The sequence below is a fragment of the Rectinema subterraneum genome (assembly GCA_009768935.1).
GTDB classification, from domain to species: Bacteria; Spirochaetota; Spirochaetia; order Treponematales; family Rectinemataceae; genus Rectinema; species Rectinema subterraneum.
Window position 1 is genome coordinate 1 of the sequence record WESA01000038.1, and the last position, 26,188, is coordinate 26,188.

Genomic DNA, 26,188 nt, shown 5'->3' on the forward strand with positions numbered 1-26,188 from the left:
GGATTGAAACGTGAGAAAGTGCAAGATCTGTCTCAGGAATATGCAGTCGCGCCCCCCGCGGGCGCGTGGATTGAAACTTCGTGAAGCGCATCGAATTCGACCCTGTGAACCGTCGCGCCCCCCGCGGGCGCGTGGATTGAAACATATTATCAATAGTTCTGAGAAAAGCTGGCAATTGTCGCGCCCCCCGCGGGCGCGTGGATTGAAACGTGAGAAAGTGCAAGATCTGTCTCAGGAATATGCGTCGCGCCCCCCGCGGGCGCGTGGATTGAAACATGATGCCATGGTTACCGGAGAAATATTGAAGAGGTCGCGCCCCCCGCGGGCGCGTGGATTGAAACTTAAGTGGATGGAAAGAATGGGCACGATACAAGCGTCGCGCCCCCCGCGGGCGCGTGGATTGAAACAGGAGCTCTTTGCTCACAGGGCGCCCATGAAAAAGTCGCGCCCCCCGCGGGCGCGTGGATTGAAACGTGAGAAAGTGCAAGATCTGTCTCAGGAATATGCAGGTCGCGCCCCCCGCGGGCGCGTGGATTGAAACTTACGTCAAAGTTCGTCGATGCCCAGCCGTTCTACCGTCGCGCCCCCCGCGGGCGCGTGGATTGAAACGTGAGAAAGTGCAAGATCTGTCTCAGGAATATGGTCGCGCCCCCCGCGGGCGCGTGGATTGAAACCGTACCGATGCAGCACTCGCCGCGGCGTCGGTTTGTCGCGCCCCCCGCGGGCGCGTGGATTGAAACTATGGCGTCGATCGCGCTTCGCTCCTCGCAAAACGTCGCGCCCCCCGCGGGCGCGTGGATTGAAACTTGGAATGGACTGGGTGGCGGGAGAATTTTTGCTCGTCGCGCCCCCCGCGGGCGCGTGGATTGAAACATTATGGGATCAGGGCGGCTCGAACGCCCGACCTAGTCGCGCCCCCCGCGGGCGCGTGGATTGAAACGTCCCATGCCACAAGGCGCTGCATATGCCTCACGGGTCGCGCCCCCCGCGGGCGCGTGGATTGAAACTCGCTGCGTTCTATGCGCGCGAACCGGAAGATATTGGTCGCGCCCCCCGCGGGCGCGTGGATTGAAACACGCGCAATGCCATGATCCGCTCTCGAAACTCGCGCGTCGCGCCCCCCGCGGGCGCGTGGATTGAAACGCAAAAGCGCCAACATGGGTGTGGGCGATCACGCTGTCGCGCCCCCCGCGGGCGCGTGGATTGAAACGATGTCAAGGCGCACTCGCGGCGCGAGGCAAAAGAGTCGCGCCCCCCGCGGGCGCGTGGATTGAAACGTAAAACGATTTGGCGAATCCCGCATGGATAAAGGGTCGCGCCCCCCGCGGGCGCGTGGATTGAAACGCAATCCCGATCCGGCATTTACCCCGCTCTCATTTTGTCGCGCCCCCCGCGGGCGCGTGGATTGAAACTTTAGCCCAGGGGCGCGATATCTTGTTAGTCCTGGGGTCGCGCCCCCCGCGGGCGCGTGGATTGAAACAGGATTTTTAGGGAAAATAGTAGCAATCATATTGGCGTCGCGCCCCCCGCGGGCGCGTGGATTGAAACGTCATAATAGACATCTCCGCGCCATGAATTGCTACGTCGCGCCCCCCGCGGGCGCGTGGATTGAAACATGGGAAACCTCCTTGCTCCGGCGCTTTACCGCGACGTCGCGCCCCCCGCGGGCGCGTGGATTGAAACTCATATACTGGCAGGTTGCGGATAATATGGATGGTCGCGCCCCCCGCGGGCGCGTGGATTGAAACCTTGGCGATGCGTTTGTGTGGCTCTATAACAACGTGTCGCGCCCCCCGCGGGCGCGTGGATTGAAACGGAATGCAATCGCGGGCATAATCAATACCCTGCTCGTCGCGCCCCCCGCGGGCGCGTGGATTGAAACTTTGTGACGGTACACCCATTGAAGAAGACTGGTGGTCGCGCCCCCCGCGGGCGCGTGGATTGAAACCACAAATGCTCTTGGAAGCGGGTTTAAATCTTGTGGTCGCGCCCCCCGCGGGCGCGTGGATTGAAACCACAAAAGAGACGGTCGATGAGAATGGCACTCGTCAGTCGCGCCCCCCGCGGGCGCGTGGATTGAAACATAAGCCTTGGCTGTAGCTTCGGCCTTTTCTTGGAGTCGCGCCCCCCGCGGGCGCGTGGATTGAAACAATAACTGAACCCGATACCTGTACCTTGCTCCCCTCGTCGCGCCCCCCGCGGGCGCGTGGATTGAAACCGTGAAGAAACGGGGATATTGATTTCGCATATAATGTCGCGCCCCCCGCGGGCGCGTGGATTGAAACTTTGTGACGGTACACCCATTGAAGAAGACTGGTGGTCGCGCCCCCCGCGGGCGCGTGGATTGAAACCACAAATGCTCTTGGAAGCGGGTTTAAATCTTGTGGTCGCGCCCCCCGCGGGCGCGTGGATTGAAACAGATCCACTGAAGAGCGATATAACAAATGATATTGTCGCGCCCCCCGCGGGCGCGTGGATTGAAACGGAATAATTTTGATAACCCTTTACTATAAGCCTTGTCGCGCCCCCCGCGGGCGCGTGGATTGAAACTTTCTACTTTTTTTGCTCTTTCGGTTGATTTTGGATGTCGCGCCCCCCGCGGGCGCGTGGATTGAAACATGGCAGTACCAATCGCATCGGTGGCAGCCATCTTGTCGCGCCCCCCGCGGGCGCGTGGATTGAAACATTTGCAGCGGTCAGGCGGAAAGTGTACGTTCCACGTCGCGCCCCCCGCGGGCGCGTGGATTGAAACTCGAGACCTCTGAATGATTTTTTCGATTTCCTGGGTCGCGCCCCCCGCGGGCGCGTGGATTGAAACTCTTTTTTGAGCTGTTTTTCGATAAGCAGGGCTGGTCGCGCCCCCCGCGGGCGCGTGGATTGAAACCCATGACGCATGGCTCATAGCCTGCCGGTATCGACGTCGCGCCCCCCGCGGGCGCGTGGATTGAAACCGGTGCAGAATACCACCAGCAACAGCTATAACCTTGTCGCGCCCCCCGCGGGCGCGTGGATTGAAACCAATGTCGTTGTCGGCATAGTCAAGCGGATCGCAAGTCGCGCCCCCGCAGGACGCAACAATAAACATTTTTCAGCAGGCACACAAAAAAATAAACCAAGTACACTTCAGAAGTGAATCTGCAGGTTCAATTCTTGCCTGCCAGCTTAACGACAGCCAAGATTTCCATTTTTCATTCTATCTTTTTCTGCATCATGACATATCGCTTCCATGGTACAAAGCCGAGCTTTGCATAGAAGGCTCCGAGATCCGTCCAGTCGATGACGGTGTTGCGGATGCCGCGAGCCTTCAGTTCTGCAAGTGCAGCGCGCAGCAGATCCATTCCTAAGCCAAGGCCGCGGTATGCTGCGTCAATGCCGATAGGGCCGAGCGCTCCAGGGTTCGGGCCAAGCAATGCCCGCCAATAGAGGCCGGGGCCCAGGATGGGACTTTCTTCATCATAAATCCGCGCAAATCCTGCAACACTTTGGTCGCTGTCACGAATAACTAGGACAAGGTCTTCATCACGCATTCCTGCTGCAAAAGCTTCATGGATTTCATTATTCCAGCGGCCGGGAAAAGCTCGAATAAAAAAATCAAATATACGAGGACGCAATTCCGGCGTTGAACACGCGATATGGAATCCCGGAGCCTTTGTGGTCCGGCTTGCAGGGGGCAGGGGTATATCGAGGCTTTGTACGTTAGCAATCACATCTTCTTCTATCGTGCCTTTTGTATAGCCGGATGCTTCAAAAAACGCGATTGCATGGTCCGATTCTGCAGTGGCATTGTACGGCGGGCCGGGGAAGAAATGAAAATAATCCGAGCCGAGTGCGATTGTTGCAGCATGCTGGTGCCTGCACCATGATTCGGCCGTTTTGAGTAAATTCTTGCCAATGCCCTTGTGCTGGAATTCGGGAGCCACCAGTATACAAGAAATATAGCTCCTAGCAGGAATTTCTCCATTCAGGTTTGGGCGCGTAGCCCGCTTTGCCAGCACTGCGCCAATCAGCATGCCGCTGGCCTCATCTCGGGCAGTAAAGAAAACGTGCAGATCCCGATCCAGGCTGATTTGCTGGACAAGCAGTCGTATATCGAGGGGGAATTCGCTTCCAAGGCAGCGATTCCATAATGAAAGAAGCTCGTTTTTCACAAGGAGCGGATCTTCTGTATTGATTGCGTAGTCCATAATGAATCACTATGAAATATTATTTCAATAAAAAGTCAATAGTGTAAATTTTTTTCTTGCATTATTTATGCGATGGGAATATAATGATTTTCCTATGATTGAGCACACCTCGTGGCAATACAAGAAACATTTGCCTCTGGAATGGAAAATCGGCCAAATGCTTGCTGTCGGTTTTCCGGCAGGAGCTGATGGAATTGCTTCGCTCGCACGTGTCGTAAAAGCTTCCTATGCGGGCAATGTCATTCTTTTTACGCGTAATACCCCTGACGTTGCGGAAACCAGAAAAACAGCCGCCTCGGTCAAAACCCTCATTCGCGAGGTGACTGGTGTTTCCCCTCTCATTGCAATCGATCAGGAAGGAGGCATAGTTGCGCGCCTTAAGGGGGGTCTGACCCCTCTTCCTGGAGCCATGGCTCAAGCAGCGGCATATCTTGGCGGCGGTATTCAGAAAAGCGATATCAAGGCATTGGGCAAAATATGTGCAGAAGAATTGCGCTCGCTCGGCATCAACTGGAATCTTGCACCCGTTGCTGATGTCAATTCAAATCCGTCGAACCCTGTCATCGGGGTAAGGAGCTACGGAGAAAATCCTAAACTGGTAGCCGACCTTGCGTCCGCTTTTGCTGCGGGGCTTGAAGAAGGTGGCGTTCTGGCGACAGCCAAGCATTTCCCGGGGCATGGCGATACGTCGGTCGATTCACATCTGGATATTCCTCTTGTGCCACATGGAATCGAGCGGCTCGAAGCGATCGAGTTTGTGCCATTCAGGCGCCTTGTTGATGAAGGTATTCCGGCTGTCATGACGGCGCATATTCGCCTGCCATCGGTCGAACCGGACATGCTGCCTGCAACCCTCTCTTCAAGGGTGCTGCAAGGGCTGTTGCGCAAAAAACTTGGATTCGAAGGTATAATCTGTTCTGACTGCATGGAAATGAAGGCGATTGCCGATCACTTTCCGAATGCGTTTGTCATGGCAGTCAAGGCTGGCGTGGATATTCTGTTTATCAGCCATACTGCCGAAAAACAGCTCTATGCCGCACATTCAATTTATGAGGCAGTCAAAAAAAGCGAAATCGCCGAGTCGCAGATTGATGCATCAGTAGAGAGAATTTTGGCTGCAAAGGAAAAAATCAATCAGACAAGCGCGTTTGATGCATATAAGAAAACAGTTGCAGGCCCGCATGCAGTTGCCCTCGCAAAGAAAATATCCCGCACATCGCTCAGCGTGCTTGCTCAAGGCAGCATCACCAAACCGCCTTCCGGCAGTGTGCTTGTCGACGTGGTCCCCGGCAATATCACCAATGCTGAGGACTCACTGCACAGCGTGAGCATCCATGCCGAGCTGACAAGGCAGAATGCCCCGATATTTTCTTGTGCCGTACCATTGAACCCCAAGGAAGAAGATATCGCGGCAGCCCTTTCTTGTGCCGAGCGCTATTTGAGCGCACCTGCTTCAGCAATTCAGGAAACAGAAGCTAAACCCGCGCTCATACTTGCCCTGCATGCGCCCATGCTGCATAGTGGGCAGATGAAGCTCGTGCAGGCATCTGTCCGTTTTGCGCAAGACAGATCATGCCCGCTTCTGGTTATTCTAACACGGAACCCCTATGATGCTCCCTCTATTGCGAAAGAGGCAGCACGTGCAAATCTGCCCGCTCCGACAATTGTATGCAGTTACGAATATTCCGAGGCATCTGTTGCCTCGATTGTTGCATTTCTGACCGGCAAGCTGGAAGCTAAAGGCATTTGCCCGGTTACTGTAGAAGGCTGAAATCCGGCTGTATGGCCGGAAAAGAATAGAATGGAGGTACGCAATGAAAAAAAAGCTGATGGTTGCGATGGTGCTGCTTTCGCTTTTTGTCGCGACTACGGTATTCGCGCAGGCTCCTGCGCGCGGCGGAATTCTGAAAATGACGCCATCCAAGCAAGGGGTATTGCAGAAAAACTTCAACCCCTTCAGCCCAGCTGTACTTGAGTCTGCCCTTGGCTGCATCTATGAAACTCTGATCTATTTTAACAATGCCAACGGAACGGCCAATCCATGGATAGCAGAGAGCTGGAGCTGGTCCAATGATCTCAAGGAAATCACGTTTGTCATTCGCCAGGGGATCAAATTCAACGATGGCACTCCACTCACTGCGGACGATGTGGTGTTTTCCGCGATGCTGGGCAAAACCAACAAAGCACTCGATATGTCGGGGCTGTGGTCTGAAGGCTTGCAGGATGTTACAGCTTCGGGCAACGAGGTCACATTTAAATTCGCCACGGTCAATGTAACGACGCTCGAAAAATTCGGCAACCTCTACATCGTTCCCAAAGCAATCTGGTCCAAGGTTCAGGATCCCCTGACATGGACGGGCAATACCAATCCCGTAGGATCAGGTCCCTTCATGCTTGACCCTGCCTCCTTCAACGAGCAGTCCTACAAGCTGGTCAGAAATCCGAATTACTGGCAGAAAGGCGCTGATGGCAAACCGCTCCCCTACATCGACGGTATCCAGTATGTATCGACCACGAACGAGCAGATTGCATTCAAACTTATGAATGGCGAGTATGACTGGGCAGCTTACTCCCTGCCAAATGTTGATGCCTATGTAGCTGCTGATCCTGCAAACAATAAATATTGGTTCCCCGAAGGTAACCTTGTATTCCTTTACATGAACAACTTGAGGCCCCCTTTTGACAACGTCAATGTGCGCAAGGCTTTTGCAATGGCCATTTCGCAGAAAGATATTACCCGCAAAATGAGCCCGAGCCCTGTTCCAGCCGACATGAGCGCAGTCAAGAAATCGTTCTCCAGTATCGCGGAAGAAGGTAAGGCAAAATACAACATCACCTACGATAAGGCAAAAGCCAGAAAACTCCTGGAGTCCGAGGGATACAAGCTCAATGCAAAAGGAATTTACGAAAAAGATGGCAAGGCGCTTTCTTTCAAGCTCTATGTGCCCACCGACTGGACCGACTGGATTGGTGCTGCCGAAACCATTGCCTCGATGCTGAAAGACATTGGTGTCGAAGCAATTATCACCCAGAGCGCATGGCCTGTTCCCTTCCAGACCAGCCTTGAAACCGGCGATTATGATATGGCGGTCAGCTTCATTACCACCGGCACAACGCCATATTATCAGTTCAATAGATGGCTGTATTCAGCAAATTATGCCGGCCTTGGCGAGAAAGCAAAGGTCTTCAGCAACATGCGGTACAAGAATGCCGATATCGACAAAAACCTCGAGGCGTACAGGTCAGAGCCCAATCCCGAAAAGCAGAAGGTATATATCTCGGCGGTCGTCACTCAATTCATGAAGGATACGCCCTGTGTACCTCTCTTTTTCAACCCGACCTGGTTTGAATACACAACAAGGAACTTTGTCGGCTGGCCCAGCGCTGACAACCCCTACGCGTGGCCATCGGTAATTGGCATGCAGAAAGTGCCGATTCTCCTCAACATTCATAAAAAATAGCTTTTTGCGGGCCGCATCGCGTAGTCTGCGCTGCGGCCCGAGCAGACCGCCGGCTGCTTTGTCCGGAGTCGGGTAAGGCGGCAGGCGGTCATTTCTATGCATTCTCCAAGGCAATTGTTCGGAGTGTTTCATGAAATATCTTGCCAGAAAGTTCGGCATGCTGATTTTTACCCTCTTTGTTTCCATGTCGATCAATTTTTTTCTTCCAAGACTTATGCCCGGCGATCCCGCAAAAGCACTTATGGATAGAATGGAAGGCGTGGAAGCTGAAAAGCTCGAGTCTGTCCGCGCGGCTTTCGGGCTCGATACAAAAGACTCCCTGCCCGTCCAGTACGGCAAATATCTATTGAATACGGTCAAGGGAGATCTTGGCATTTCCCTCTCGAGATTCCCCATGCCGGTTTCGAGCGTGCTGGCTTCTGCCTTGCCGTGGACTATCGGGCTGATGGGTCTCTGTACAATTATAGGCTTTTCGATCGGAACGCTGCTGGGCATCTGGGCGGCATGGAAGCGCCAGACAAAACTTGCGTCGTTTACGGTCGGATTTTTTACATTCATACGTAGTTTTCCGTATTTCTGGCTCGGCCTTTTTCTTATTTATATTTTTTCCTTCAAACTGAAAGTCTTCCCTTTGGGAGGGGCTTTTTCCGTCGACCAGACAAGAGGAAGCGCAGGCTGGTGGCTTTCGGTAGTACAGCATGGCATATTGCCTGCATTTACTATCACCTTGAGCTCGATTGGCGCATGGCTCTTGATGATGCGCAATAACATGATCAATGTGCTTGCTGAGGAATTCATTACCCTTGCTATTGCCAAAGGCCTTCCTATGCAGCGAATCCGCCTTATGTACGCTGCGCGGAATGCCATTCTGCCTTCGGTGACGGGCTTTGCCATGTCCTTTGGCTTTATTGTAGGCGGCGGCTTAATTACCGAGATGGTGTTTGCGTATCCGGGAATGGGTTACATGCTGTACCAGGCAGTCAATGCAAAGGATTATCCGCTTATGCAGGCGATTTTTCTCATTATTGCAGCATCGGTGCTTGTCGCCAATTTTCTGGCTGATATCGCCATTATGCTCCTCGATCCTCGCGTAAGGGATGGCGCCAAATGATACGAGATTTTTTCAAAACGCTGATAAAGAACAAGAAATCTCTCTCTGGTCTTGTTTTGCTTGGCTTTTTCATTCTTGTTGCGCTTTTTGCGCCCTTGCTGGCTCCCTATCCTCCCAAAACAGACAGAGTCGAACATACAACCCTTCTTGAAGAAAACAAAGGCGATCCGGAAGTGCTCAGTGAGGAGACTGAAGGGCAAAACAGGGAAAAGTCCGTCTACACTGTCACCATAACGCAAAAATACGAAAAAACGACGGAGTATTTCCCAACCAGAGCCAAGCCCTCAAAAGATCACATTCTCGGCACAAACCATGCGGGCAATGACCTTTTCAGCCAGATAATCATGGGGACTCGCGTCTCATTATTTGTGGGTCTGGCGACCGGCTTGTTTGTCACGTTTATTTCATTGAGCCTCGCGCTGCTTTCCGGATATCTCGGAGGCATTCTGGATGATGTCATAAGTTTTGTGACAAATGTCTTTCTGGTGATACCGGGGCTGCCACTGATGATTGTCATAGGCACCTATGTGCCCATGCACGGAGTACTGCCGATCATTCTTATTCTTTCGCTGACGAGCTGGCCATACCCGACGCGGCTGTTGCGTTCTCAGGTGCTCACATTGAAAAACCGAGACTTTGTGCGCGCCTCGAAAATGATCGGCGAACGTACGTCGTTTCTGATATTCCGCGAAATTTTGCCGAATATGATTTCGATTGTAATGTCGGAATTTTTCACCGTCAGCCTTTCTGCAATTCTTGGAGAGGCAACGCTCGAATTCATCGGGGTCGGAAATATCACTGTGGTCAGCTGGGGAACCATTCTGTACTGGGCGCAAGCCAATGGCGCAATTCTCATGGGGGCATGGTGGTGGTTCCTGCCGCCGGGTCTGCTCATCGCGCTGACAGGCACCGCTTTTGTGCTCATCAATTTTGGCATTGATGAAATTTCGAATCCAAGGTTAAGGAAACGATAGCATGCATGCTGACGCTATTTTGGAATTACGCAATCTCAAAGCAGGATATGCTACGAATGCCGGCTTTGTGCGGGCAGTTGACGATGTCAGCCTTACGCTGCATCGAGGCGAGTTTTTGGGTATTGCCGGAGAATCCGGCTGCGGAAAATCTACCCTTGCATACTCGATCATGCGTTTGCTGCGTGATAATGCAAGAATAGAATCGGGCAGCATTATTTTTGATGGTACCGATATCACCTCGCTGGACGAAAAAGCCATGAATGAATACCGCTGGACGAGAATGGCAATGGTGTTCCAGTCGGCCATGAATGCGCTCAATCCTGTGCTTTCAGTCGAGGAACAGCTTGTCGATGCAGTACTGGCCCACAAACAAGTAACCAGAGCCGATGCCAAAAAAACTGCAATGGAAATGCTCGAGCTGGTCGATATCAATGCGGAAAGGATTGCGAGCTATCCCCACCAGCTTTCGGGCGGAATGCGCCAGCGTGTCATGATTGCAATGGCTTTGCTTTTAAAGCCCGACCTTCTCATTATGGACGAGCCTACAACAGCGCTCGATGTAGTCGTCCAGCGGTCCATTCTTCAGAAAATCGAAGAACTGCGCCACATATTTGGCTTTTCAGTCATTTTCATTACGCACGATCTTTCGCTTCTTGTCGAAATTTCTGATTCGCTGGCAATCATGTATGCAGGCAAAATATGTGAATATGGCCCATCAAGAGAAGTCTATGCATCTCCAGACCACCCCTACACAAAGGGGCTCATGAATGCCTTCCCCACATTGACGGGGCCGATTTCGAGAATGGGTGGCATTGAGGGCCAGGCGCCGAGCCTTTTGTCGCCGCCGCCGGGCTGCCGTTTTGCTCCCCGATGCAATGTTGCAATAGATGCGTGTACCAAAGAAGTACCACTTTTGCAGGTGACATCTCCAGGAAGGCTCTGTGCCTGCCGGCTGTGCGGAGGCAATCATGAATAATGTCATACTCGAGCTGAAACATGTATCGAAGCACTTTGCCCTTTCCGGCTTGCGGAATATCAGCAAAGTAGTACATGCAATGGATGATGTGTCTTTTTTTCTCAACAAAGGCGAATCCCTGGCGCTTGTAGGAGAATCCGGCTCGGGCAAAACAACGACCGCCAGTGTCATTGCAGGCATGTACGAAAAAACCTCAGGCGAAATCTATCTCGATGGACAGCCGGTTCTTCCGTTCAAAACGAGGGAAGCATCGCTCAGGTACAAGAAAAAGGTGCAGATGATTTTTCAGGACCCCTTTGCCAGCTTGAATCCGACACACACTATCAGATCTATACTGGAGCGCCCTTTTCTGATTCATAAGCTTGCTGGTTCAACCAGAGAGCTTGAGGCGATGCTCTGTGATTCGCTCGAGATGGTAGGCTTGTCGCCTGCAAAGGAATATTTGCACCGCTTTCCGCATGAACTTTCAGGAGGTCAGCGGCAACGAGTCAATATTGCCCGCACATTTGCTGTCTCTCCGGAAATCATACTTGCTGACGAACCGACCAGCATGCTCGATGTATCGATCCGTATCGGCATTATGAACATGATGCTGGACCTGAAAGAAAAGAAGCATGTTTCTTTCCTCTATATCACCCATGATCTTGCCGGCGCCCGTTACATGAGTACAAGAATCGCCGTCATGTACGCCGGAATGATTATGGAAATAGGCCCGACAGAAGAAGTTATTGCAAATGCAGTACATCCCTATGTGCAGCTCCTGAAAGCGTCTGCCCCGGCACCCCAGGAAGGAGTCAGAAAAGCTGCCATTCCGGCAAAAGGCGAGATTCCTTCGCTCGTCCATCCTCCTTCGGGATGCCGATTCCATACAAGGTGCCCGTATGCGAAAAAAATATGTTCTGAAGAAGTGCCAGCTATGCGGGATATTGGCAATGGGCATTTCGTGAGGTGCGTGCTGGTTTGAACTGGTTGTTTAAACTGGTGTCAGACCCCTATTTTGCCCTACATCACCACACTGCAATTCTTGCCGCGCTGCTTGGCAGCGTACATGGCGGAGTCGGCGCGTTCGATAAAAGACTCAGCAGATTCATTACCTTGAAGGTCGACAATGCCGAGACTTATGGTCGCGCTGATGCTCTGGCCGTCGATTATGCGCATGCTCTCGGTTTCGAAATGGACGCGGATTCGCTCTGCAGCATGAAATGCCTTGTCCTTTGAAATGCCGGGCATGAAAATGACAAGCTCATCTCCACCAAGGCGGCATGCTGTGTCGCTTTCCCGAGTGCAGCTGCCAGGATATAGAACAAAAAGCGGCTGGTTTTCTGCAATTCCAGAAATGAGATTGTGAAAATCGTTCCCCATGTGATGAACATCCCAGCCCAGAACCACAGCATTGCCTGATCGAAGCCCGGCATTTGCCCGAACAGGACTTTTGCAAAGCCCTGCACATAGAAAAGCCAGAGCCCAACCGAAACCGTATAGAGAATAAAGTAAAGATAAGAGCGGTACTTGAGCGAAACGAACAAGAAGAATCCGTAAAATGCCATTGCAATCAGAATGCCGAAGATAATACCGTAGCTGAGATAATTGCGCGCTTCGCTTTTGGCAAATTCCGCAGCTGCAACAAGCTCGATATTCATGAGCACATCGGTGTTGCTCGAAAGGCGAAGGTAGCAGGGCTCATCTCTGAATGCTGCCCTGAAAGCTCCCGGAAGCGGCAAAGGTTAGCGTCACGAAAGCGCTCAGCGCAAGGGCGCACAGAAAAAGAAACACGGGAATTTTTTGGCCATTGTGTTCATATTATATGCTCATTTTCTGTATTTTGAAACAAATTCTTGCCAGGTTTCATATGATAAGCGCTTAACGAAACTAGACAATTATTAACGGTTCGGATAATATTCGACCCGATAGAGACATTTTTCATTCAATTTGGACAATTCTAGACATTGCGGAGGCTTCATGAAGCTTTCTGTGAAAGATGTATCGCGCCTCTTCAATATTTCCGACAAGACTGTCTATCGCTGGATTCAAGCCGACAATCTGCCGCATTACCGCATAGGCGGTCAGTACCGCTTCAGCTATTCGGAACTGCTCGAATGGGCAGCGGCGCATGGAGCCAAAATTCGTGCAGAGCTCTTCGATGAAGTCGCCGAAGCGGACGATTGTGATGTATCGATTGCCACTGCGCTGGAAGCGGGTGGAATCAATTATCGGATCGAAGGCTCGACCAAAGAAGAAATCCTGAGCTCTATCGTATCGCTCATGAGACTGCCGGAGAGTATCAATAAGGATATTTTCCTGCAATTTCTGCTTGCGCGCGAAAAACTCGGTTCGACAGCAATCGGCAATGGGATAGCAATTCCTCATGTGCGCAATCCTGTCGTTGTGCATTCGGAAACGCCGCAAATTTCGCTTTTCTTTTTGGAAAAGCCCGTTGATTTTGGTGCGCTCGACGGAGTGCCCGTTTCGACAATCTTCCTCATTGTTTCGCCGAATATCAGGTGCCATCTGAAACTGCTGGCACAGCTCATGTTTGTGCTCAGGGACGAAAAGGTGCTCGAAATGTTGAGTAAAGTGGCATCGCGCAATGAGATTTTGGCAGCGATTCGCAATGCGGAAAGGCCGGTTCTAGAGAGGCGACAATCGGAAATAGAAGACATGAGCAGAGCGCACACAGCTTCAGAGCAGCAGGGAGGCGAGCCATGATGCTGTTCGGCATTGGAATCGGAGTGCTTGTTGGCGGAGGCTTGCTGACGCTTGTTCTGAAAAAATCCGCTGGTATCAACAAGCTCGGCATGGCGAGCGTCGTTGCGGGCAATGTCTTTGTCATAGTCGCTGCGCTTCTCGGGCTTTCCGGGCGCTATGCCGGCGAAGTGTATCAATTCTTTCTGCCGCTGCCTGTGGGTGCGGTTCTTTTTTCGCTCTCGCCTCTGTCTTCGTTTTTCCTCCTTATTATTGCGGTAGTGACTGGGCTTGCGGCGGTCTATGCGCCTAAGTACCTCGCACACTATGGAGAAATGCCCTGGCGATTCAAGGCGCATTGGCTGCTCTATAACCTGCTTGCGGCCAGCATGATGCTCGTGGTGACCGCGCAGAACGCGGTGTTTTTCATGCTTGCGTGGGAAGGGATGTCGCTCAGCTCATTTTTCCTTGTTCTTTTCCAGAATGAGAGAACCAAAGTGCGGCGCGCGGGGTGGATATATCTTGTATTTACGCATGTCGGGGCGGCCTGTCTGCTTGTGATGTTCGCGCTCTTGGCGCAGGTTTCGGGCTCGTTCGATTTCGATGCGATGAGGGCGGCAGCAGCCGGTTTTTCGCCCGGCTTGAAGGCTGCGATTTTCGTGCTGGCGCTTGTCGGATTCGGGATGAAGGCTGGCTTCTTCCCTATGTATGTGTGGCTGCCGGAAGCGCATCCAGCAGCACCAAGCCATGTTTCAGCTGTCATGTCCGGCGTGATGATAAAAACCGCAATCTACGGAATTGTACTGACACTAGGGCTTTTGGGCGGGGGACAGGGGACAGAGCTCTGGATGGGCTGGACGCTTGTGGTGCTCGGGCTTGTGTCGGGAATATTCGGCATTGCGTTCGCAGCGGTCCAGCAGAATGCAAAGAGGCTGCTGGCGTACAGCTCTGTCGAGAATATCGGCATCATTGCGACAGGGCTGGGAGTCTGGTTTATCGGGATGGCTTCGAGCAATGAGGTGCTTGCGAGGCTAGGGCTTATGGCGGCCCTCTTGCATACGGTCAACCACGCATTGTTCAAGAGCCTATTGTTTATGGGAGCGGGTGCGCTGCAGCTCGCGACGGAGACCCTGGATCTCGACAGGATGGGCGGCTTATTGAAAAAAATGCCGCGTTCGGGGCTCGCGATTATCGCAGGGGCAGTTGCTATAAGCGGATTACCGCCATTTAACGGCTTTGTTGGCGAATTCCTGCTGTATTCCTCAGTGTTTGCGCAAGGCTTCGGCTCCTCGCTTGTACGCGCGGTGTATGTTATCGCGATTCTGGGTGGCTTGAGCATCATCGGAGCACTGGCGGTGTTCACCTTTACAAAACTGGTCGGAACGAGCCTGCTTGGGGAGCCAAGGACGGACCACGCCGCACATGCGCACGAGGTGCCAGCGAGTATGTATGTGCCAATGCTGGTATTGGCTGGATTATGCTTGTTTATCGGGCTTTTTCCGCTGCCTGTGATGAGTGCTCTCAAGCTTGTGCTTGCGGATTCCGGCCTGGCAGTTGTCGGCCAATTGCCTTCCGGAATTGTGTCCTCACTCGCCGCGATGCAATGGGTTGCGTTTGCGCTTATCGGGCTTATTGGGGTTTTTGCGCTTGTCAGAAGCCGGGTTCTTTCTTTACACAAGGTTGAGAACACTAGCCGGCACAAGGTTGGGAGCACTACTTGGGACTGCGGCTATCACAACCCGACCCCCCGCATGCAGTACACCGCCTCCTCTTTCGCCCAGCCGCTTGCCTCGTTTGCACAGCCGCTCTACTCCCCTCACCGCGATGGCTCGATCGGTCCCGATCTCTTTCCAGCTCCTGTTGCACGTAAAATCTCATTCCCTGACCTGATTCTGGACAGAGCGATCAAGCCAATGTACAGCTGGATTTCGAGGGCTTTCGAAACATTCAGCATTATTCAGCACGGCAACACGCATTGGTATGTGCTGTATATCGTCATCGCGCTTCTGGCTGTGCTTTTCTGGAGTTTTGTCATATGAACGACATTCTTGCAAAGCTTTTGCCGCTTGTGGTTGCGCTCGTATTCGCTCCGCTCGCGATGGGAATCATACAGAAGGTCAAGGCTTTTTTCGCGGGGCGAAAGGGCTTTCCGGTATTCCAGATGTACCGCGACCTTTATAAGCTCATGCATAAGGGCATTGTCTACAGCCGATCGACAACATGGGTGTTTCGTTTAGCGCCGCTCCTGGTGCTTGCGGTTTCGCTCATCGCGGTTGCATGGCTGCCATTGGGCGGCCTTCGAGGGCTTTTCAGCTTCCAGGGCGGATTTATTTTTGTGGCCTACCTGTTCGGACTCGCCCGATTCGCAACCTTGCTCGCCTCGCTTGATACTGCATCGGCATTCGAAGGCATGGGCGCGAACCGGGAAGCGCTGTTCGCCATTCTGGCGGAACCTGCGACCTTGCTGGCCTTCGCCGCGCTGATTCTGACGAGCGGCAATTCTTCGCTCTGGGGAGCTATTTCGTGGGGGCAGGAGTCGAGTTTTGCCGAGTTCGGGGTTGTACCGCTCCTCGCGCTGGTTTCATTTTTCATTCTTGCGCTTTCGGAAAACAGCCGCATTCCTGTGGACGACCCTACGACGCACCTCGAATTGACCATGATTCACGAAGTGATGATTCTCGACAACTCGGGACCTGACCTTGCATATATTGAATATGCCTCGGCGCTCAAGGTCTGGTTCTACCTCGTGCTCATGGCGAATATCATTACCGCGATTTTTTCGATTTCGGGCTGGGCGCAGATTCTGGCTATGTTCGGATTCGCGTTTTTGCTTGCAGGCATTATCGGCGTGGTCGAATCGAGCATTGCCCGCCTCAGGATGAAAAAGGTGCCTGACTTTATTGGCTCTGCGGTCGCTTTTGCGCTGCTTGCGCTTGTACTCGAGGGAATACTATGACATCGCTTCAAAACATGCTTTTGATTGTCGTGCTCATCACCGATCTTACCATGGCCGCCAACAGCCGGCTCGGCACGTGCATCAATATCACGGCCATACAGGGCTTTGCGCTCGGCTTTCTGCCGCTTGCCATTGGCCTTGAGAAAGGAATGAACTTCGAGCTCGTGGCGATTGCGGTCATCGGTATCGCGCTGCGAGGCATTCTTTTCCCCTACATTCTGCACAGAAGCCTGCTGAATTCGGGAACAAGCCGCGAACTGAAGCCGATTGTCGGATATTTTCTCTCCGTGGCGATTGTGCTCGTACTGATCTTCGCTTCGCTGTGGATCAGCATCCGCATCGATTTCATTGCGCCTCAGCTTCTTTTGCTCTCGACGGTTGCGCTGTCGACCATTTTTGCGGGCACTTTCTTTATCGTGGGCCGCCGGCTCGCGATCATGCAGATTCTTGGCTATATCCTTCTCGAAAACGGCATTTACTGCATGGGGCTGGCGTTCGTGCAGGATATCCCGATGATTGTGGAGCTGGGCGTGCTGTTCGATGCGATTGTCGCGGTGTTCGTGATGTCGGTAGCCACGAACAAAATTCACGAGGAATTCGAGCACTTCGACATCCAGAAGCTCGATTCGCTGAAAGGATGAAAGAATGAATATGCTTTTTGGCGGATTTCTGGCGGTGCCGGTCTTTGGCGTCCTGCTGATTCTTGTTTCAAAATCAAGCAGGCAGGCTCTGATGATTATGCTGGCTACAGCGCTCGGCGGGGCATTGCTCAGCGGAGCTCTTGCAGCACAGGTCGCGCAGGCCGGAGTGATCGAGGTGGCGGGCGGTTTGTTTCGGGCGGATCATTTTTCCGCTTGGCACATGATTATTCTCGCAATTATTGTGTTTCTGCCTTCGAGTGTGTATGCCTACACATATTTTGAAGGCGGCAAAGGGATCGACCTGGGCTATGCGAAGCGCTTCGGGATGCTGTGGCTGGGCGCATTCGCCGCGATGAGCACCGCGCTTCTGTCGGGCAACATCGGGATCATGTGGGTGGCGATCGAGGCTTCTACGCTATTCACCGCGTTTTTGATTTTCAGGCAAGGCAACGCCGCGTCACTTGAGGCGATGTGGAAATATATCATCATGTGCTCGGTCGGAGTCGCGTTCGCCTTTATCGGGACTTTGCTCATGGCTGCAGCGGGACAGCAGGCGGGGCTTGAAGGCGGCGACAGCCTTCTTTTGCAGAAAATCTACCTGGTGCGCGGTGCCCTCAAACCGAGCCTCGCGCTCACTGCATTCATTTTCATTCTCGTGGGCTATGGGACGAAGGCAGGGCTCGCGCCGATGCATAATTGGCTGCCCGATGCCCACAGCCAAGCGCCCGGCCCGGTATCGGCTATGTTTTCGGGCTTTTTGCTCAATGCTGCGCTATACTGCATCCTGAGGTTTCTGCCTTTGTTCAGCCCGTCTGACGGAGGAGCCAGCGTGCTCCAGGGCGGCAAGGCTGGGTCCATGCTCGTCGGCGCGGCGCTTGCAAGCTCGAAAGCCCAAATCATCCTCATGGGCTTTGCGCTCCTTTCGCTCGTCATTTCATCTGCCTTCATATTTTTCCAGAAGGATGCCAAGCGCATGCTCGCCTATTGTTCGGTGGAGCACATGGGAATCATCGCGTTTGCGTATGCGCTTGGGCCCGTTGGAACGATTGCAGGGCTTTTCCACACACTCAATCATTCCTTTGCAAAAACCGCAGGATTTTTCAGTGCAGGCAGCCTGGGCAAGAAGCTTCACACCAATGAACTTGCGCGCTTTTCGGGGGCTTCGAAGCGCTATCCGCTGTATGCGATAGGGTTTGCGGTGAGCCTGCTGGCGCTTATCGGAGTAGCGCCTTTTTCGGTGTTCATGAGCGAATTCATGCTGGTCAGCTCGACGGTTGCTGCACGGCGATTTGTTCCGCTTGCAATTTTTCTTGCGGCGACAAGCATCGTATTTCTTGTAATGCTGAAGCATGCGATCGCGATTTTATGGAAGAGCCCGCCGGATCAGGCTCAAGCTTACACACCCGGCTGCGCGCCCGGCGGTACGTTCAGCGGCGCGCCCGCGATTGCACCACACAAAAACGCTAACCCGACAGAATTCAGCGCACCCAGCGGCGTGCCCCCTATTTCCGAGTACCTTGTCATTGGGTTGCCGCTCGCATTCCTTCTCGTGCTGGGCCTTTGGATGCCACATGGGCTATCGGATTTCCTCACAAAGGCCCTTGATTCACTCTGGAGCATGAAATGAAGCTGTTCACAAATGGCAGCGCAATGTCTGTCGAAGATATTCCTGTTGTCGACTTCGAATTCTTTGCCCGAAGCATTGCAGAAGCGGTAAAGAGCGGCGCATCGATTGTGGCGCTTTTTGCGGTTCCGGATTATGGAAAGGGCGCTGCGCGGACCGCAGCAGAGCTGACTGCCTTGCCGACAAACGCTGCCACTGAAAAACGCGCCCGGCTGTTTGCCTTTCTTGGCCTGCCAACCAAAGGCATGATTGGAGGCATCGCTGCAGACATCGGCTCTGCATTCCCGTCATTGACGCCGAAGATTCCACAAGCGCACATGTTCGAGCGCGAAATTTTCGAGAATACCGGCATCGTTCCCGTGGGGCATCCATGGCTCAAACCGGTCCGGAAGATATTCGATTACGACTTTTACTCGCTAGAAGGCGGCCAGACGCACGAAGTCGCTGTCGGGCCTGTACATGCAGGTGTCATCGAGCCAGGGCATTTCCGTTTCCAATGCTACGGCGAAGAGGTCGAGCATCTGGAAATCGCGCTCGGCTACCAGCACAGGGGCATCGAAAAGGCGCTCGCAGGCGGCCCGGATATCCGCACGATACATTTCATGGAAACCTCTGCTGGCGACACCACAATCGGCCACGCAACCGCCTATGCCATGCTCATCGAAGCTTTGACTAGCACACAGCCAGATGCGAGAGCCGAAGCTGTCCGCGGCATTGCTCTCGAGCTCGAACGAATGGCCAACCATATTGGAGATCTTGGCGCGCTCGCCGGCGATGTGGGTTATCTACCTACCAAATCATTCTGCGGTCGACTGCGCGGCGAGGTGCTCAATCTCACTGCGGAAATCTGCGGCAACAGATTCGGGCGCGGCATCGTCCAGCCGGGAGGTGTGGGGTTCGATATCGATGAGAAAATGGCTACCAGCATCGCGGCCCGCCTGCAAAAAATCGTCAAAGACACTGACGAAGCAGTGGGGCTTCTGTGGGACAGCCCATCAGTGCTCGCCCGGTTCGAGCGCACAGGGATGCTGAAAAAAGAGACAGCTCTCGAACTTGGCCTGGTCGGTCCTGCTGCACGAGCCTGCGGAATCGAAAGGGATGTGCGCAGCGATTATCCTTCCGGCATATACAAGTATGCGGCGATTCCCGTGGCGACCTATCCGAGCGGCGATGTCTACGCGCGCGCGATGGTTCGCATGCTCGAATACCAGCGCTCAGCAAGCGCCATTCTCGATGTGCTCGCGGCGCTGCCGGCCGGAAACACGGGAAAACCCGCTTCAAGAGCGCTCCCGGCGCGCTCTGTCGCGCTCTCCCTCGTCGAAGGCTGGCGCGGCAAAATCTGCCACTGCGCCATTACCGACAATCGCGGCGCTTTTCTTTACTACAAAATCGTCGACCCTTCATTCCATAACTGGCCGGGGCTTGCGTATGCGCTTCGAGGACAGCAGATTTCGGATTTTCCGCTGTGCAACAAGAGCTTCAATCTCTCGTACTGCGGGTTCGATCTGTAGGAGGTTATTTCATGATAAAAGCATTGCGCTCGCGATTACATCAAGGATATAAAACCAACGCATTCCCTGCAGAGAATCCGCGCCTGCCAGAGCGATATCCCGGGGCACCCAGACTCGAAACAGAGCGATGCACCGTCTGCGGCGCGTGCAAAGCGATCTGCCCCACCAGCGCAATTTCAGTACAAAGTGGAGAGCCGGCCGGAGCTGAACCGCGCCTTGCGCTCGACCTCGGGCGCTGCATCTTCTGCCGAAAATGCGAGACGGCCTGCCCGGAGGGCGCAATCGCCTTCACAGGAAGCTTCAGAATGGGTGCGCGAGCAAAGGCCGGCCTCGTTCTGGGCAGCGTGCCGCATGTTTCAAGCACGCGCACAAGCCGCCTCGATGTTTCCAATGATGCGCACAAAGCAGTGAGCACCGGCGCCGGCAACCAAGCCCTCAATTCCGAAGAAACCCGCCTCATCGAAGCGCTCGATCGAAAAATGCTCAAGATTTTCGGCCGCGCCATGAAAATCCGCCAGGTGAGCGCCGGCGGCTGCAATGCTTGCGAAGCCGATGTCAATGTGCTCGAAACCATTGGCTTCGACTTAAGCCGCTTCGGCATTTCCATCACCGCATCCCCGCGCCACGCCGACGCCATCATCGTCACAGGCCCCGTCAGCAAAAACATGGAGCTCGCACTCAGGAAAACCTACGAAGCCATGCCTTCACCCAAACTCGTCATCGCTGTCGGCGCATGCGCAATTTCCGGAGGCATCTACCGCGGCCTGCCCGATGTCTGCGGTGGTGCCGATGCAGTCATCCCCATCGATCTCTATATCCCCGGCTGCCCGCCCCACCCCATGACGATTCTGAACGCACTCCTCGAGCTGCTCGACAGGGTGCCAAGGAAAAACTAAACGGGTCGGCACAGGATTGCATAGGCTGATGCTGCTGCGTACTGTAGTGAGCAGCCAACTGGATAATCAATACTTCGTTATATTGACAATTTGAAAAATTTCTATATAATCAAACTAAGAGATGAATTATGAAAAAAATAGCTCTGCTCATCGCGGGAATTGTTTTATTAATTTTGGGCTGTCAGCCGACAATCACCTATTTCAGCCTTGCAGTATCAGTTTCCGGAACTGGTGGAAGCGTTGTCACATATCCGAATACTACTTCTATTGAAAAAGGTTCGAGCGTGCTCCTGACTGCAGTCCCAAGCCCAGGCTATGTTTTTGATTCCTGGTCCGGAGGTATTACTTCGAACCAGAATCCGCTTTCCTTCGCCATGAATCAAGATTATTCGATTGTAGCGCATTTCAAAGTTCTGCCTGCAGATACTTCAAAAACAGTCAAATACACGCTTGACGCTCAATGGGAATCCTATGAAAAATACGATAGACTTATCAATACAGTTGCATCGGTAAAATCAATCGGCAGCAAAGCTGTTCCAAATTTCAAGACAGCTGATTATTTCAGTCTTGATGTCAATGCATCATCCCGCCCCAAAGCCATTCTTGTTAAATACAAAACGGGGGTTTCTCAGAAATCCGCTGACAGTCTGAAAAGCATCGGAACAAAAGACCTAATGCTTGATGCTTCTGTGCCATTCCAGAGAATTGTGGTCAATTCGGACAAGTATGCGGAAATTCCTTCAATGCTGAGCTTCCTCAAGTCCCAGCCTGATGTCGAATGGGCAGAAGAAGACCTTATTTCAAAGGCTCTTTACGCACCGGATGACGCATATTATTCATATCAATGGAATTTCGATAAAATTGGCATGCCTGCAGCATGGGATTATACGATGGGCGAAAGTGATGTCATCGTTGCGGTAGTCGATACAGGTGCCTATTTCCCGCTGACTGATCTCGGGCAAACCAGATTTGTGCAGGGATTCGATTTTGTCAATAACTATCTCAATCCTTTCGACGACAATGGTCATGGTTCACACGTCATAGGTACCATTGCCGAATCTACCAACAATGGAATCGGAGTGGCCGGAATGGCTCCGGGCATCAAGATAATGCCCGTAAAAGTCCTTGCCTGGGATGGATTCGGCTACGCTTCCGATATCGCGCAAGGCATTTATTTTGCGACAAACAATGGTGCTCATATCATCAATTTGTCTTTGGGCGGCAACTATTCTGCTGCTATCGAAGATGCTGTCAACTATGCGATCAGCCATGGGGTGCTTGTCGTTGCTGCTGCAGGAAATGACGGAACTTCGACCCTGAATTACCCTGCGGCTCTGAGCAATGTGCTTTCCGTTGGGGCAACAAATGATCTGAACGTGCTCGCTCCATACTCCAACTATGGCTATGGTCTGGATATTGTAGCGCCCGGCGGCGATTTTTCCAGAATATTGCACAACAATGAATACAATGAAGATTATCCTGCCGGAATACTACAGCAGACATATTATGGAGGAAGTATCGGCTACTGGTACTTCCAGGGAACATCCATGGCAGCTCCACATGTAGCAGGGCTTGCAGCGCTTCTGAAATCCAAGAACAATTCACTTACCGCTGCCGATATCACTGCCATCATAGAAAACAGCGCAACCGATCTGGGCGCGAGCGGATATGACACGCAATACGGATACGGATTGATTGATGCGGCCAAAGCACTTGGCATACCGGGATATATAGTCAGCGACCAGGTAACCTCTTCGATCGTTCTGAAACCAGACGAAATCGAAAAATGGCAGATCAACGCTGCTCCGGGAGCTCTAATAGCAACGCTAGGGTTTGCGAGCGATACAGGCTCGCTCTCTTTCAGCCTTGTGAATTCCGAAGGTACTGAAGTTGCTGTCGGCTCCCAGGCAAATAATGCTATAAATCTGAACTATATTGTCACATCCGCCAACAAGGGAACCTATTATTTTGTAATTAAATACAAACCATAAATTTGTGAAACACATGAAACAATAAAAGAGGCTGCCCTCGAAACAGGCAGCCTCTTTTGCACTGACCAATATCAGTGTGCTACTTTCTGATCAAGTTGGCAACTAGTGAGACATCCTTATCGGCGTGAGCGCTTTAGGAATAGCGCCTGCGTCAGATGCCGGAATCGTATCGCTCACCGTTTTGCCCATGATGTATTTGATTGACCGCACGAGCATTAGCTTGAACAAATCCTTGTATGTGGTGTTGAATCCTGTCGGCATGTCGGTTGAACCATTTGTCACATAGTACTCAAGTGGCGTAGTCGTTGCCAGCACTTTACCCAAACCATACCGATACTCGATATAAGTCGGCAGAGCACCAGCGTCCTCTTTCACATACACCATGAGGCCTGTGATATTTGCCACATCGAGATTGTCGAATCCACCATGGCTTGCATAGTAACCATACAGTTGCGTCGGGAAATTCTTGGTGATCGGATGCTGGAAATAGACTATGTCAATGTAATACTCATAGCTGTCGCGCCATGTCACACCTCCAGGCAAGCTTGAAGTGAAATCGCCCTCCGCCCAACCATTATCACATGCAATCCAGTACATGGTGCCGCCGTTGTTCACGAAGGTGTCGAATTTGGATTTGTTGGTTGTATACGCATCATAGAACGCCTGCGACTGGTCGCCGCCGATGATGACGACATCTCCCAGAGAGGGCGTATATGCAGCCATATCTGAACTTGTCTTGTACTCATACTGGTTAGCGCCTGTACCCTCAGTCAAACCTATTTCTGTTTCAATCAAATCCCCCATTACTGTTGCTGGGACACCTGCAAGTTCCCATTCTGTGTTACTATCCCTGAAGATCACCACATGGTTGCCTGCTTTTGTCAGAACAAGATCCGGAGTAGTGACTGTCTCATTCGATCCGATGGTGATCGTTATGCTTGTTGGCTGATACACCGCATTCGGATCTTTTGCTTCGATAATATAGGTTCCCGCATCAAGGCCAGTAAAGTTGAAACTGCCTGCATTCCCCGTAGTCACAGAAGCTGGGGCGAAATCCGTCGAAGTTGTCGAAGTTATCGTAACCGAGATTCCGGAATATTGGTTTGCGGCCTTATCATAATACTTGGCAACACCATTGATGGTCGCACCAGCAAAATCATCAGCAGTCAAATTAAGGCTGAGTGTCGATGTTTTCCCCTGGTATATCCTGAGCGCATAGACTCCTCGCCATGCTCCGGCTGCCTGAGAAGCAACAAGAGTCAGAATGTATGAACCTACAGGCAATGTGCTATTGGAATATGAGAAATTTGTTCCGCTGACTGTTACCGCGAATGTTGTGTTTGCGCCTCCCGTCGAAGGCGCGATGACTCCAGTGAAGGAGCTGAGCGTTACAGCAGAAGGAATTGTGCCGGACAATGAGAAAGTACCAGTCCCGCTTCCGTCTTTCACTGGCGTCAGCACGACCGAAACGCTGACAGTGCTGTTTGCGATAATGGTAGCTGTATTCGAGCCGGAAGCAACTATAGATCCCGCGGCATTCAAACCATTTACAGTAAATGTCCATGCGCCTTCCGCCAGTTTGCTTTCTGTATATGGACTTGCCGTAAAGGTTTTATTGGCTAGCGTCGCGCCATTGGGACCGGTTCCCGACAGAACATAGCTGACAATCTTGATTTCCACATCACTGGGCTGAATCGTCCTAGCCCCATCAAGAATCAAGACCTCAACATCCCCTTTTCCAGCGCTCTGGCTTAAAGGCTGCATACAGCCAAACAGCAGACCCGCAACCATGAGAATCAGAAATAAAATGGAAATTCTTTTGGTTATTTGCATCATAGTTTTGCATCTCCTCGTTTATTGCATCTGCTGTCTTTCAAGGCTGCCGAGCTTTCATGCTATATTCCCAAGCAGTCCCAGATTCGCCTCCGATGATGGTAATCTTGAAGTATTGCTGCGTCCCTTTTGCGAACATGGCCAGGCTCTGCCCTGCTCCGATTCCTGCAATTCCGCCGGGGTATTTCGGTCCTTCATAGGATGCGTCGCCTCTCCATCCGGAATTGTAGACGATCGTTCCATCAGGATATTCAACGATGAATTTGTCCGGCATCGAATATGCGTCGAATTTCAGATCGAATACCACGCCATTCGGAAGAGTACTGATGTCCCATGTATCGACAGTTATGCCATAGCCTCCAGAATTCGCCGCGGTCCACTGGTCAAGCACGGTCAAGTCATAATTGGTTCCGGCATTTGCCGTTCCAATAAGGATGCTCGCATAGGCTGTCGCAAGCGTATTGGTCCCGTCGTCAATTGTAACGACAAGGCCATAGGCCGAATCAGCGGTATATGCATGGGAAATTGTCGTGCTGGCAGTTTTGTTGGAAACAGTCACCGTTTCGCTGTCAGTTGTTCCGTCGCCGAAGTTCCAATTGAATTTGACCTGGGTCAAGTTCGCGGGGAGGCTGGCGGCAGTAAGGGTAAATGTATAGGTAGTATTTATAGTGCCATTGGTGATGGTCGCCGGGTTGATAGCGAGAGTAGCTGCTGCTGCGACAGGAATTACTTCCATAGAAAACTCTTCGGAAGATCTATAATCACCTTTGCCAACAATCAATGTAATGACATGTGTACCAATCTCCAGTGTAGATCCTATTGTCAACGAATTTGTAGTTGCTCCCGATATTGCTTTGCCATCCAGATACCAGGCATATGTGTCTGGAGCCGGGCTAACTGTCGCAGTAACTGTCATGGTCTGATCTTTTTCGAGTTGCGTTTTTTGTCCGCTGAATGTAATAGTCGGAAGCCATGGATCAGTAGCTGACAAGGTCAGAGTACCGGTGGGTTTCAGCAAATCGCATGATGTGAATAAAATGATGACCAACATTGCAAAAATCATTATGAGCTTTAGCTTTTTCAACTTTTTCCTCCTGTAAACCTGGTTCGAATTTGCTCCTTATATGAATTATAGTGGAACCAAAAAAAACCGCAAGAAAAATTATTAAAAAAAATGAAAAATCCGCAAGAAAAAATGAAGTCGATACCCGGATCTGTTGCCTCGCCTGATCCGCTTCAAAATTTGCTGAATGTATATCTTAAATTGATCCCCTCCGGACTTTTGCAGTTTCTTTCAAAGGCACAGAGAAATAATTCCTTTTCGCATAAGCTGCTAGAAATTTTTTTA

The 26,188-nt window shown here is 52.2% G+C and carries 19 protein-coding genes and 1 CRISPR repeat array; of the genes, 14 read left to right on the plus strand and 5 right to left on the minus strand.

Annotated elements, in window-relative coordinates; genetic code table 11:
• The first annotated feature begins 45 nt into the window (after positions 1-45).
• Positions 46-3,018: direct repeats of the CRISPR family, unit length 32 nt; unit sequence GTCGCGCCCCCCGCGGGCGCGTGGATTGAAAC.
• 170 nt (positions 3,019-3,188) lie between these two features.
• Positions 3,189-4,184 (minus strand): GNAT family N-acetyltransferase, encoded by a 996-nt coding sequence (locus GAP13_RS09555; RefSeq protein WP_158908103.1) that lies wholly within the window; start codon positions 4,182-4,184, stop codon positions 3,189-3,191.
• 94 nt (positions 4,185-4,278) lie between these two features.
• On the opposite strand from GAP13_RS09555, the gene GAP13_RS09560 reads away from it, so the two are divergent.
• From GAP13_RS09560 to GAP13_RS09585, 6 genes are all read left to right on the plus strand, one after another.
• A complete protein-coding gene (locus GAP13_RS09560) occupies positions 4,279-5,955 on the plus strand; it encodes a glycoside hydrolase family 3 protein (RefSeq protein ID WP_158908104.1) in 1,677 nt (558 codons plus the stop codon).
• 43 nt (positions 5,956-5,998) lie between these two features.
• A complete protein-coding gene (locus tag GAP13_RS09565) occupies positions 5,999-7,645 on the plus strand; it encodes an ABC transporter substrate-binding protein (RefSeq protein WP_158908105.1) in 1,647 nt (548 codons plus the stop codon).
• Between the two features lie 130 nt (positions 7,646-7,775).
• Positions 7,776-8,756: an ABC transporter permease gene (locus GAP13_RS09570; RefSeq protein WP_158908106.1), complete on the plus strand. Its 981-nt coding sequence runs from the start codon at positions 7,776-7,778 to the stop codon at positions 8,754-8,756.
• Positions 8,753-9,730, plus strand: coding sequence for an ABC transporter permease (locus GAP13_RS13210; RefSeq protein ID WP_158908107.1), 978 nt, complete (start codon positions 8,753-8,755; stop codon positions 9,728-9,730). Before GAP13_RS09570 ends, GAP13_RS13210 begins: the two co-directional genes overlap by 4 nt.
• 1 nt (position 9,731) lies before the next feature.
• On the plus strand, positions 9,732-10,706 hold the full coding sequence (locus GAP13_RS09580; RefSeq protein WP_158908108.1) for an ABC transporter ATP-binding protein: 975 nt from the start codon (positions 9,732-9,734) through the stop codon (positions 10,704-10,706).
• Positions 10,699-11,670, plus strand: a complete 972-nt coding sequence (locus GAP13_RS09585) for an ABC transporter ATP-binding protein (RefSeq protein WP_158908109.1) — start codon at positions 10,699-10,701, stop codon at positions 11,668-11,670. Before GAP13_RS09580 ends, GAP13_RS09585 begins: the two co-directional genes overlap by 8 nt.
• A gap of 38 nt (positions 11,671-11,708) precedes the next feature.
• Here the strand turns inward: GAP13_RS09585 and GAP13_RS13030 are convergent, their stop codons facing one another.
• Together GAP13_RS13030 and GAP13_RS09595 are read right to left on the minus strand one after the other, a co-directional pair.
• On the minus strand, positions 11,709-11,936 hold the full coding sequence (locus GAP13_RS13030) for a diguanylate cyclase (protein ID WP_241864332.1): 228 nt from the start codon (positions 11,934-11,936) through the stop codon (positions 11,709-11,711).
• Positions 11,855-12,427: a 7TM-DISM domain-containing protein gene (locus GAP13_RS09595; protein WP_158908111.1), complete on the minus strand. Its 573-nt coding sequence runs from the start codon at positions 12,425-12,427 to the stop codon at positions 11,855-11,857. The genes GAP13_RS13030 and GAP13_RS09595 overlap by 82 nt, the downstream gene beginning before the upstream one ends.
• A 238-nt stretch (positions 12,428-12,665) precedes the next feature.
• Between GAP13_RS09595 and GAP13_RS09600 the strand changes: the two genes are divergently transcribed.
• The 8 genes from GAP13_RS09600 to GAP13_RS09635 all read left to right on the plus strand — a co-directional run bounded on the left by GAP13_RS09600 (position 12,666) and on the right by GAP13_RS09635 (position 23,007).
• Positions 12,666-13,412 carry a PTS sugar transporter subunit IIA gene (locus tag GAP13_RS09600; RefSeq protein ID WP_158908112.1) on the plus strand — a complete coding sequence of 249 codons (747 nt, stop codon included), beginning with the start codon at positions 12,666-12,668 and terminating at the stop codon, positions 13,410-13,412.
• Complete coding sequence (locus tag GAP13_RS09605; protein WP_158908113.1) at positions 13,409-15,427, plus strand: proton-conducting transporter transmembrane domain-containing protein; 2,019 nt, start codon at positions 13,409-13,411, stop codon at positions 15,425-15,427. The genes GAP13_RS09600 and GAP13_RS09605 overlap by 4 nt, the downstream gene beginning before the upstream one ends.
• The gene (locus GAP13_RS09610; RefSeq protein ID WP_158908114.1) at positions 15,424-16,344 is read left to right on the plus strand and encodes a respiratory chain complex I subunit 1 family protein; all 921 of its coding nucleotides are present in this window, start codon (positions 15,424-15,426) and stop codon (positions 16,342-16,344) included. The genes GAP13_RS09605 and GAP13_RS09610 overlap by 4 nt, the downstream gene beginning before the upstream one ends.
• Positions 16,341-16,985, plus strand: a complete 645-nt coding sequence (locus tag GAP13_RS09615) for a hypothetical protein (protein WP_158908115.1) — start codon at positions 16,341-16,343, stop codon at positions 16,983-16,985. The genes GAP13_RS09610 and GAP13_RS09615 overlap by 4 nt, the downstream gene beginning before the upstream one ends.
• 4 nt (positions 16,986-16,989) lie before the next feature.
• Positions 16,990-18,612, plus strand: coding sequence for a proton-conducting transporter transmembrane domain-containing protein (locus GAP13_RS09620; RefSeq protein ID WP_158908116.1), 1,623 nt, complete (start codon positions 16,990-16,992; stop codon positions 18,610-18,612).
• The gene (locus GAP13_RS09625) at positions 18,609-20,120 is read left to right on the plus strand and encodes a hydrogenase large subunit (protein WP_158908117.1); all 1,512 of its coding nucleotides are present in this window, start codon (positions 18,609-18,611) and stop codon (positions 20,118-20,120) included. The genes GAP13_RS09620 and GAP13_RS09625 overlap by 4 nt, the downstream gene beginning before the upstream one ends.
• Before the next feature lie 11 nt (positions 20,121-20,131).
• The gene (nuoB, locus tag GAP13_RS09630; protein ID WP_158908118.1) at positions 20,132-21,016 is read left to right on the plus strand and encodes an NADH-quinone oxidoreductase subunit NuoB; all 885 of its coding nucleotides are present in this window, start codon (positions 20,132-20,134) and stop codon (positions 21,014-21,016) included.
• 128 nt (positions 21,017-21,144) lie between these two features.
• On the plus strand, positions 21,145-23,007 hold the full coding sequence (locus tag GAP13_RS09635) for a S8 family serine peptidase (RefSeq protein ID WP_158908119.1): 1,863 nt from the start codon (positions 21,145-21,147) through the stop codon (positions 23,005-23,007).
• A gap of 102 nt (positions 23,008-23,109) precedes the next feature.
• Here the strand turns inward: GAP13_RS09635 and GAP13_RS09640 are convergent, their stop codons facing one another.
• The gene (locus GAP13_RS09640) at positions 23,110-24,843 is read right to left on the minus strand and encodes a beta-sandwich domain-containing protein (RefSeq protein ID WP_158908120.1); all 1,734 of its coding nucleotides are present in this window, start codon (positions 24,841-24,843) and stop codon (positions 23,110-23,112) included.
• A 37-nt stretch (positions 24,844-24,880) separates the two neighbouring features.
• The gene (locus GAP13_RS09645; RefSeq protein WP_158908121.1) at positions 24,881-25,924 is read right to left on the minus strand and encodes a PKD domain-containing protein; all 1,044 of its coding nucleotides are present in this window, start codon (positions 25,922-25,924) and stop codon (positions 24,881-24,883) included.
• Between the last annotated feature and the right edge of the window lie 264 nt (positions 25,925-26,188).

Coding starts and splice junctions, on each gene's coding strand:
- GAP13_RS09555 (WP_158908103.1), bottom strand. CDS start 4,184: ATGGACTACGCAATCAATACAGAAGATCCGCTCCTTGTGAAAAACGAG.
- GAP13_RS09560 (WP_158908104.1), top strand. CDS start 4,279: ATGATTGAGCACACCTCGTGGCAATACAAGAAACATTTGCCTCTGGAA.
- GAP13_RS09565 (WP_158908105.1), top strand. CDS start 5,999: ATGAAAAAAAAGCTGATGGTTGCGATGGTGCTGCTTTCGCTTTTTGTC.
- GAP13_RS09570 (WP_158908106.1), top strand. CDS start 7,776: ATGAAATATCTTGCCAGAAAGTTCGGCATGCTGATTTTTACCCTCTTT.
- GAP13_RS13210 (WP_158908107.1), top strand. CDS start 8,753: ATGATACGAGATTTTTTCAAAACGCTGATAAAGAACAAGAAATCTCTC.
- GAP13_RS09580 (WP_158908108.1), top strand. CDS start 9,732: ATGCATGCTGACGCTATTTTGGAATTACGCAATCTCAAAGCAGGATAT.
- GAP13_RS09585 (WP_158908109.1), top strand. CDS start 10,699: ATGAATAATGTCATACTCGAGCTGAAACATGTATCGAAGCACTTTGCC.
- GAP13_RS13030 (WP_241864332.1), bottom strand. CDS start 11,936: ATGCCCGGCATTTCAAAGGACAAGGCATTTCATGCTGCAGAGCGAATC.
- GAP13_RS09600 (WP_158908112.1), top strand. CDS start 12,666: ATGAAGCTTTCTGTGAAAGATGTATCGCGCCTCTTCAATATTTCCGAC.
- GAP13_RS09605 (WP_158908113.1), top strand. CDS start 13,409: ATGATGCTGTTCGGCATTGGAATCGGAGTGCTTGTTGGCGGAGGCTTG.
- GAP13_RS09610 (WP_158908114.1), top strand. CDS start 15,424: ATGAACGACATTCTTGCAAAGCTTTTGCCGCTTGTGGTTGCGCTCGTA.
- GAP13_RS09615 (WP_158908115.1), top strand. CDS start 16,341: ATGACATCGCTTCAAAACATGCTTTTGATTGTCGTGCTCATCACCGAT.
- GAP13_RS09620 (WP_158908116.1), top strand. CDS start 16,990: ATGAATATGCTTTTTGGCGGATTTCTGGCGGTGCCGGTCTTTGGCGTC.
- GAP13_RS09625 (WP_158908117.1), top strand. CDS start 18,609: ATGAAGCTGTTCACAAATGGCAGCGCAATGTCTGTCGAAGATATTCCT.
- nuoB (WP_158908118.1), top strand. CDS start 20,132: ATGATAAAAGCATTGCGCTCGCGATTACATCAAGGATATAAAACCAAC.
- GAP13_RS09635 (WP_158908119.1), top strand. CDS start 21,145: ATGAAAAAAATAGCTCTGCTCATCGCGGGAATTGTTTTATTAATTTTG.
- GAP13_RS09640 (WP_158908120.1), bottom strand. CDS start 24,843: ATGATGCAAATAACCAAAAGAATTTCCATTTTATTTCTGATTCTCATG.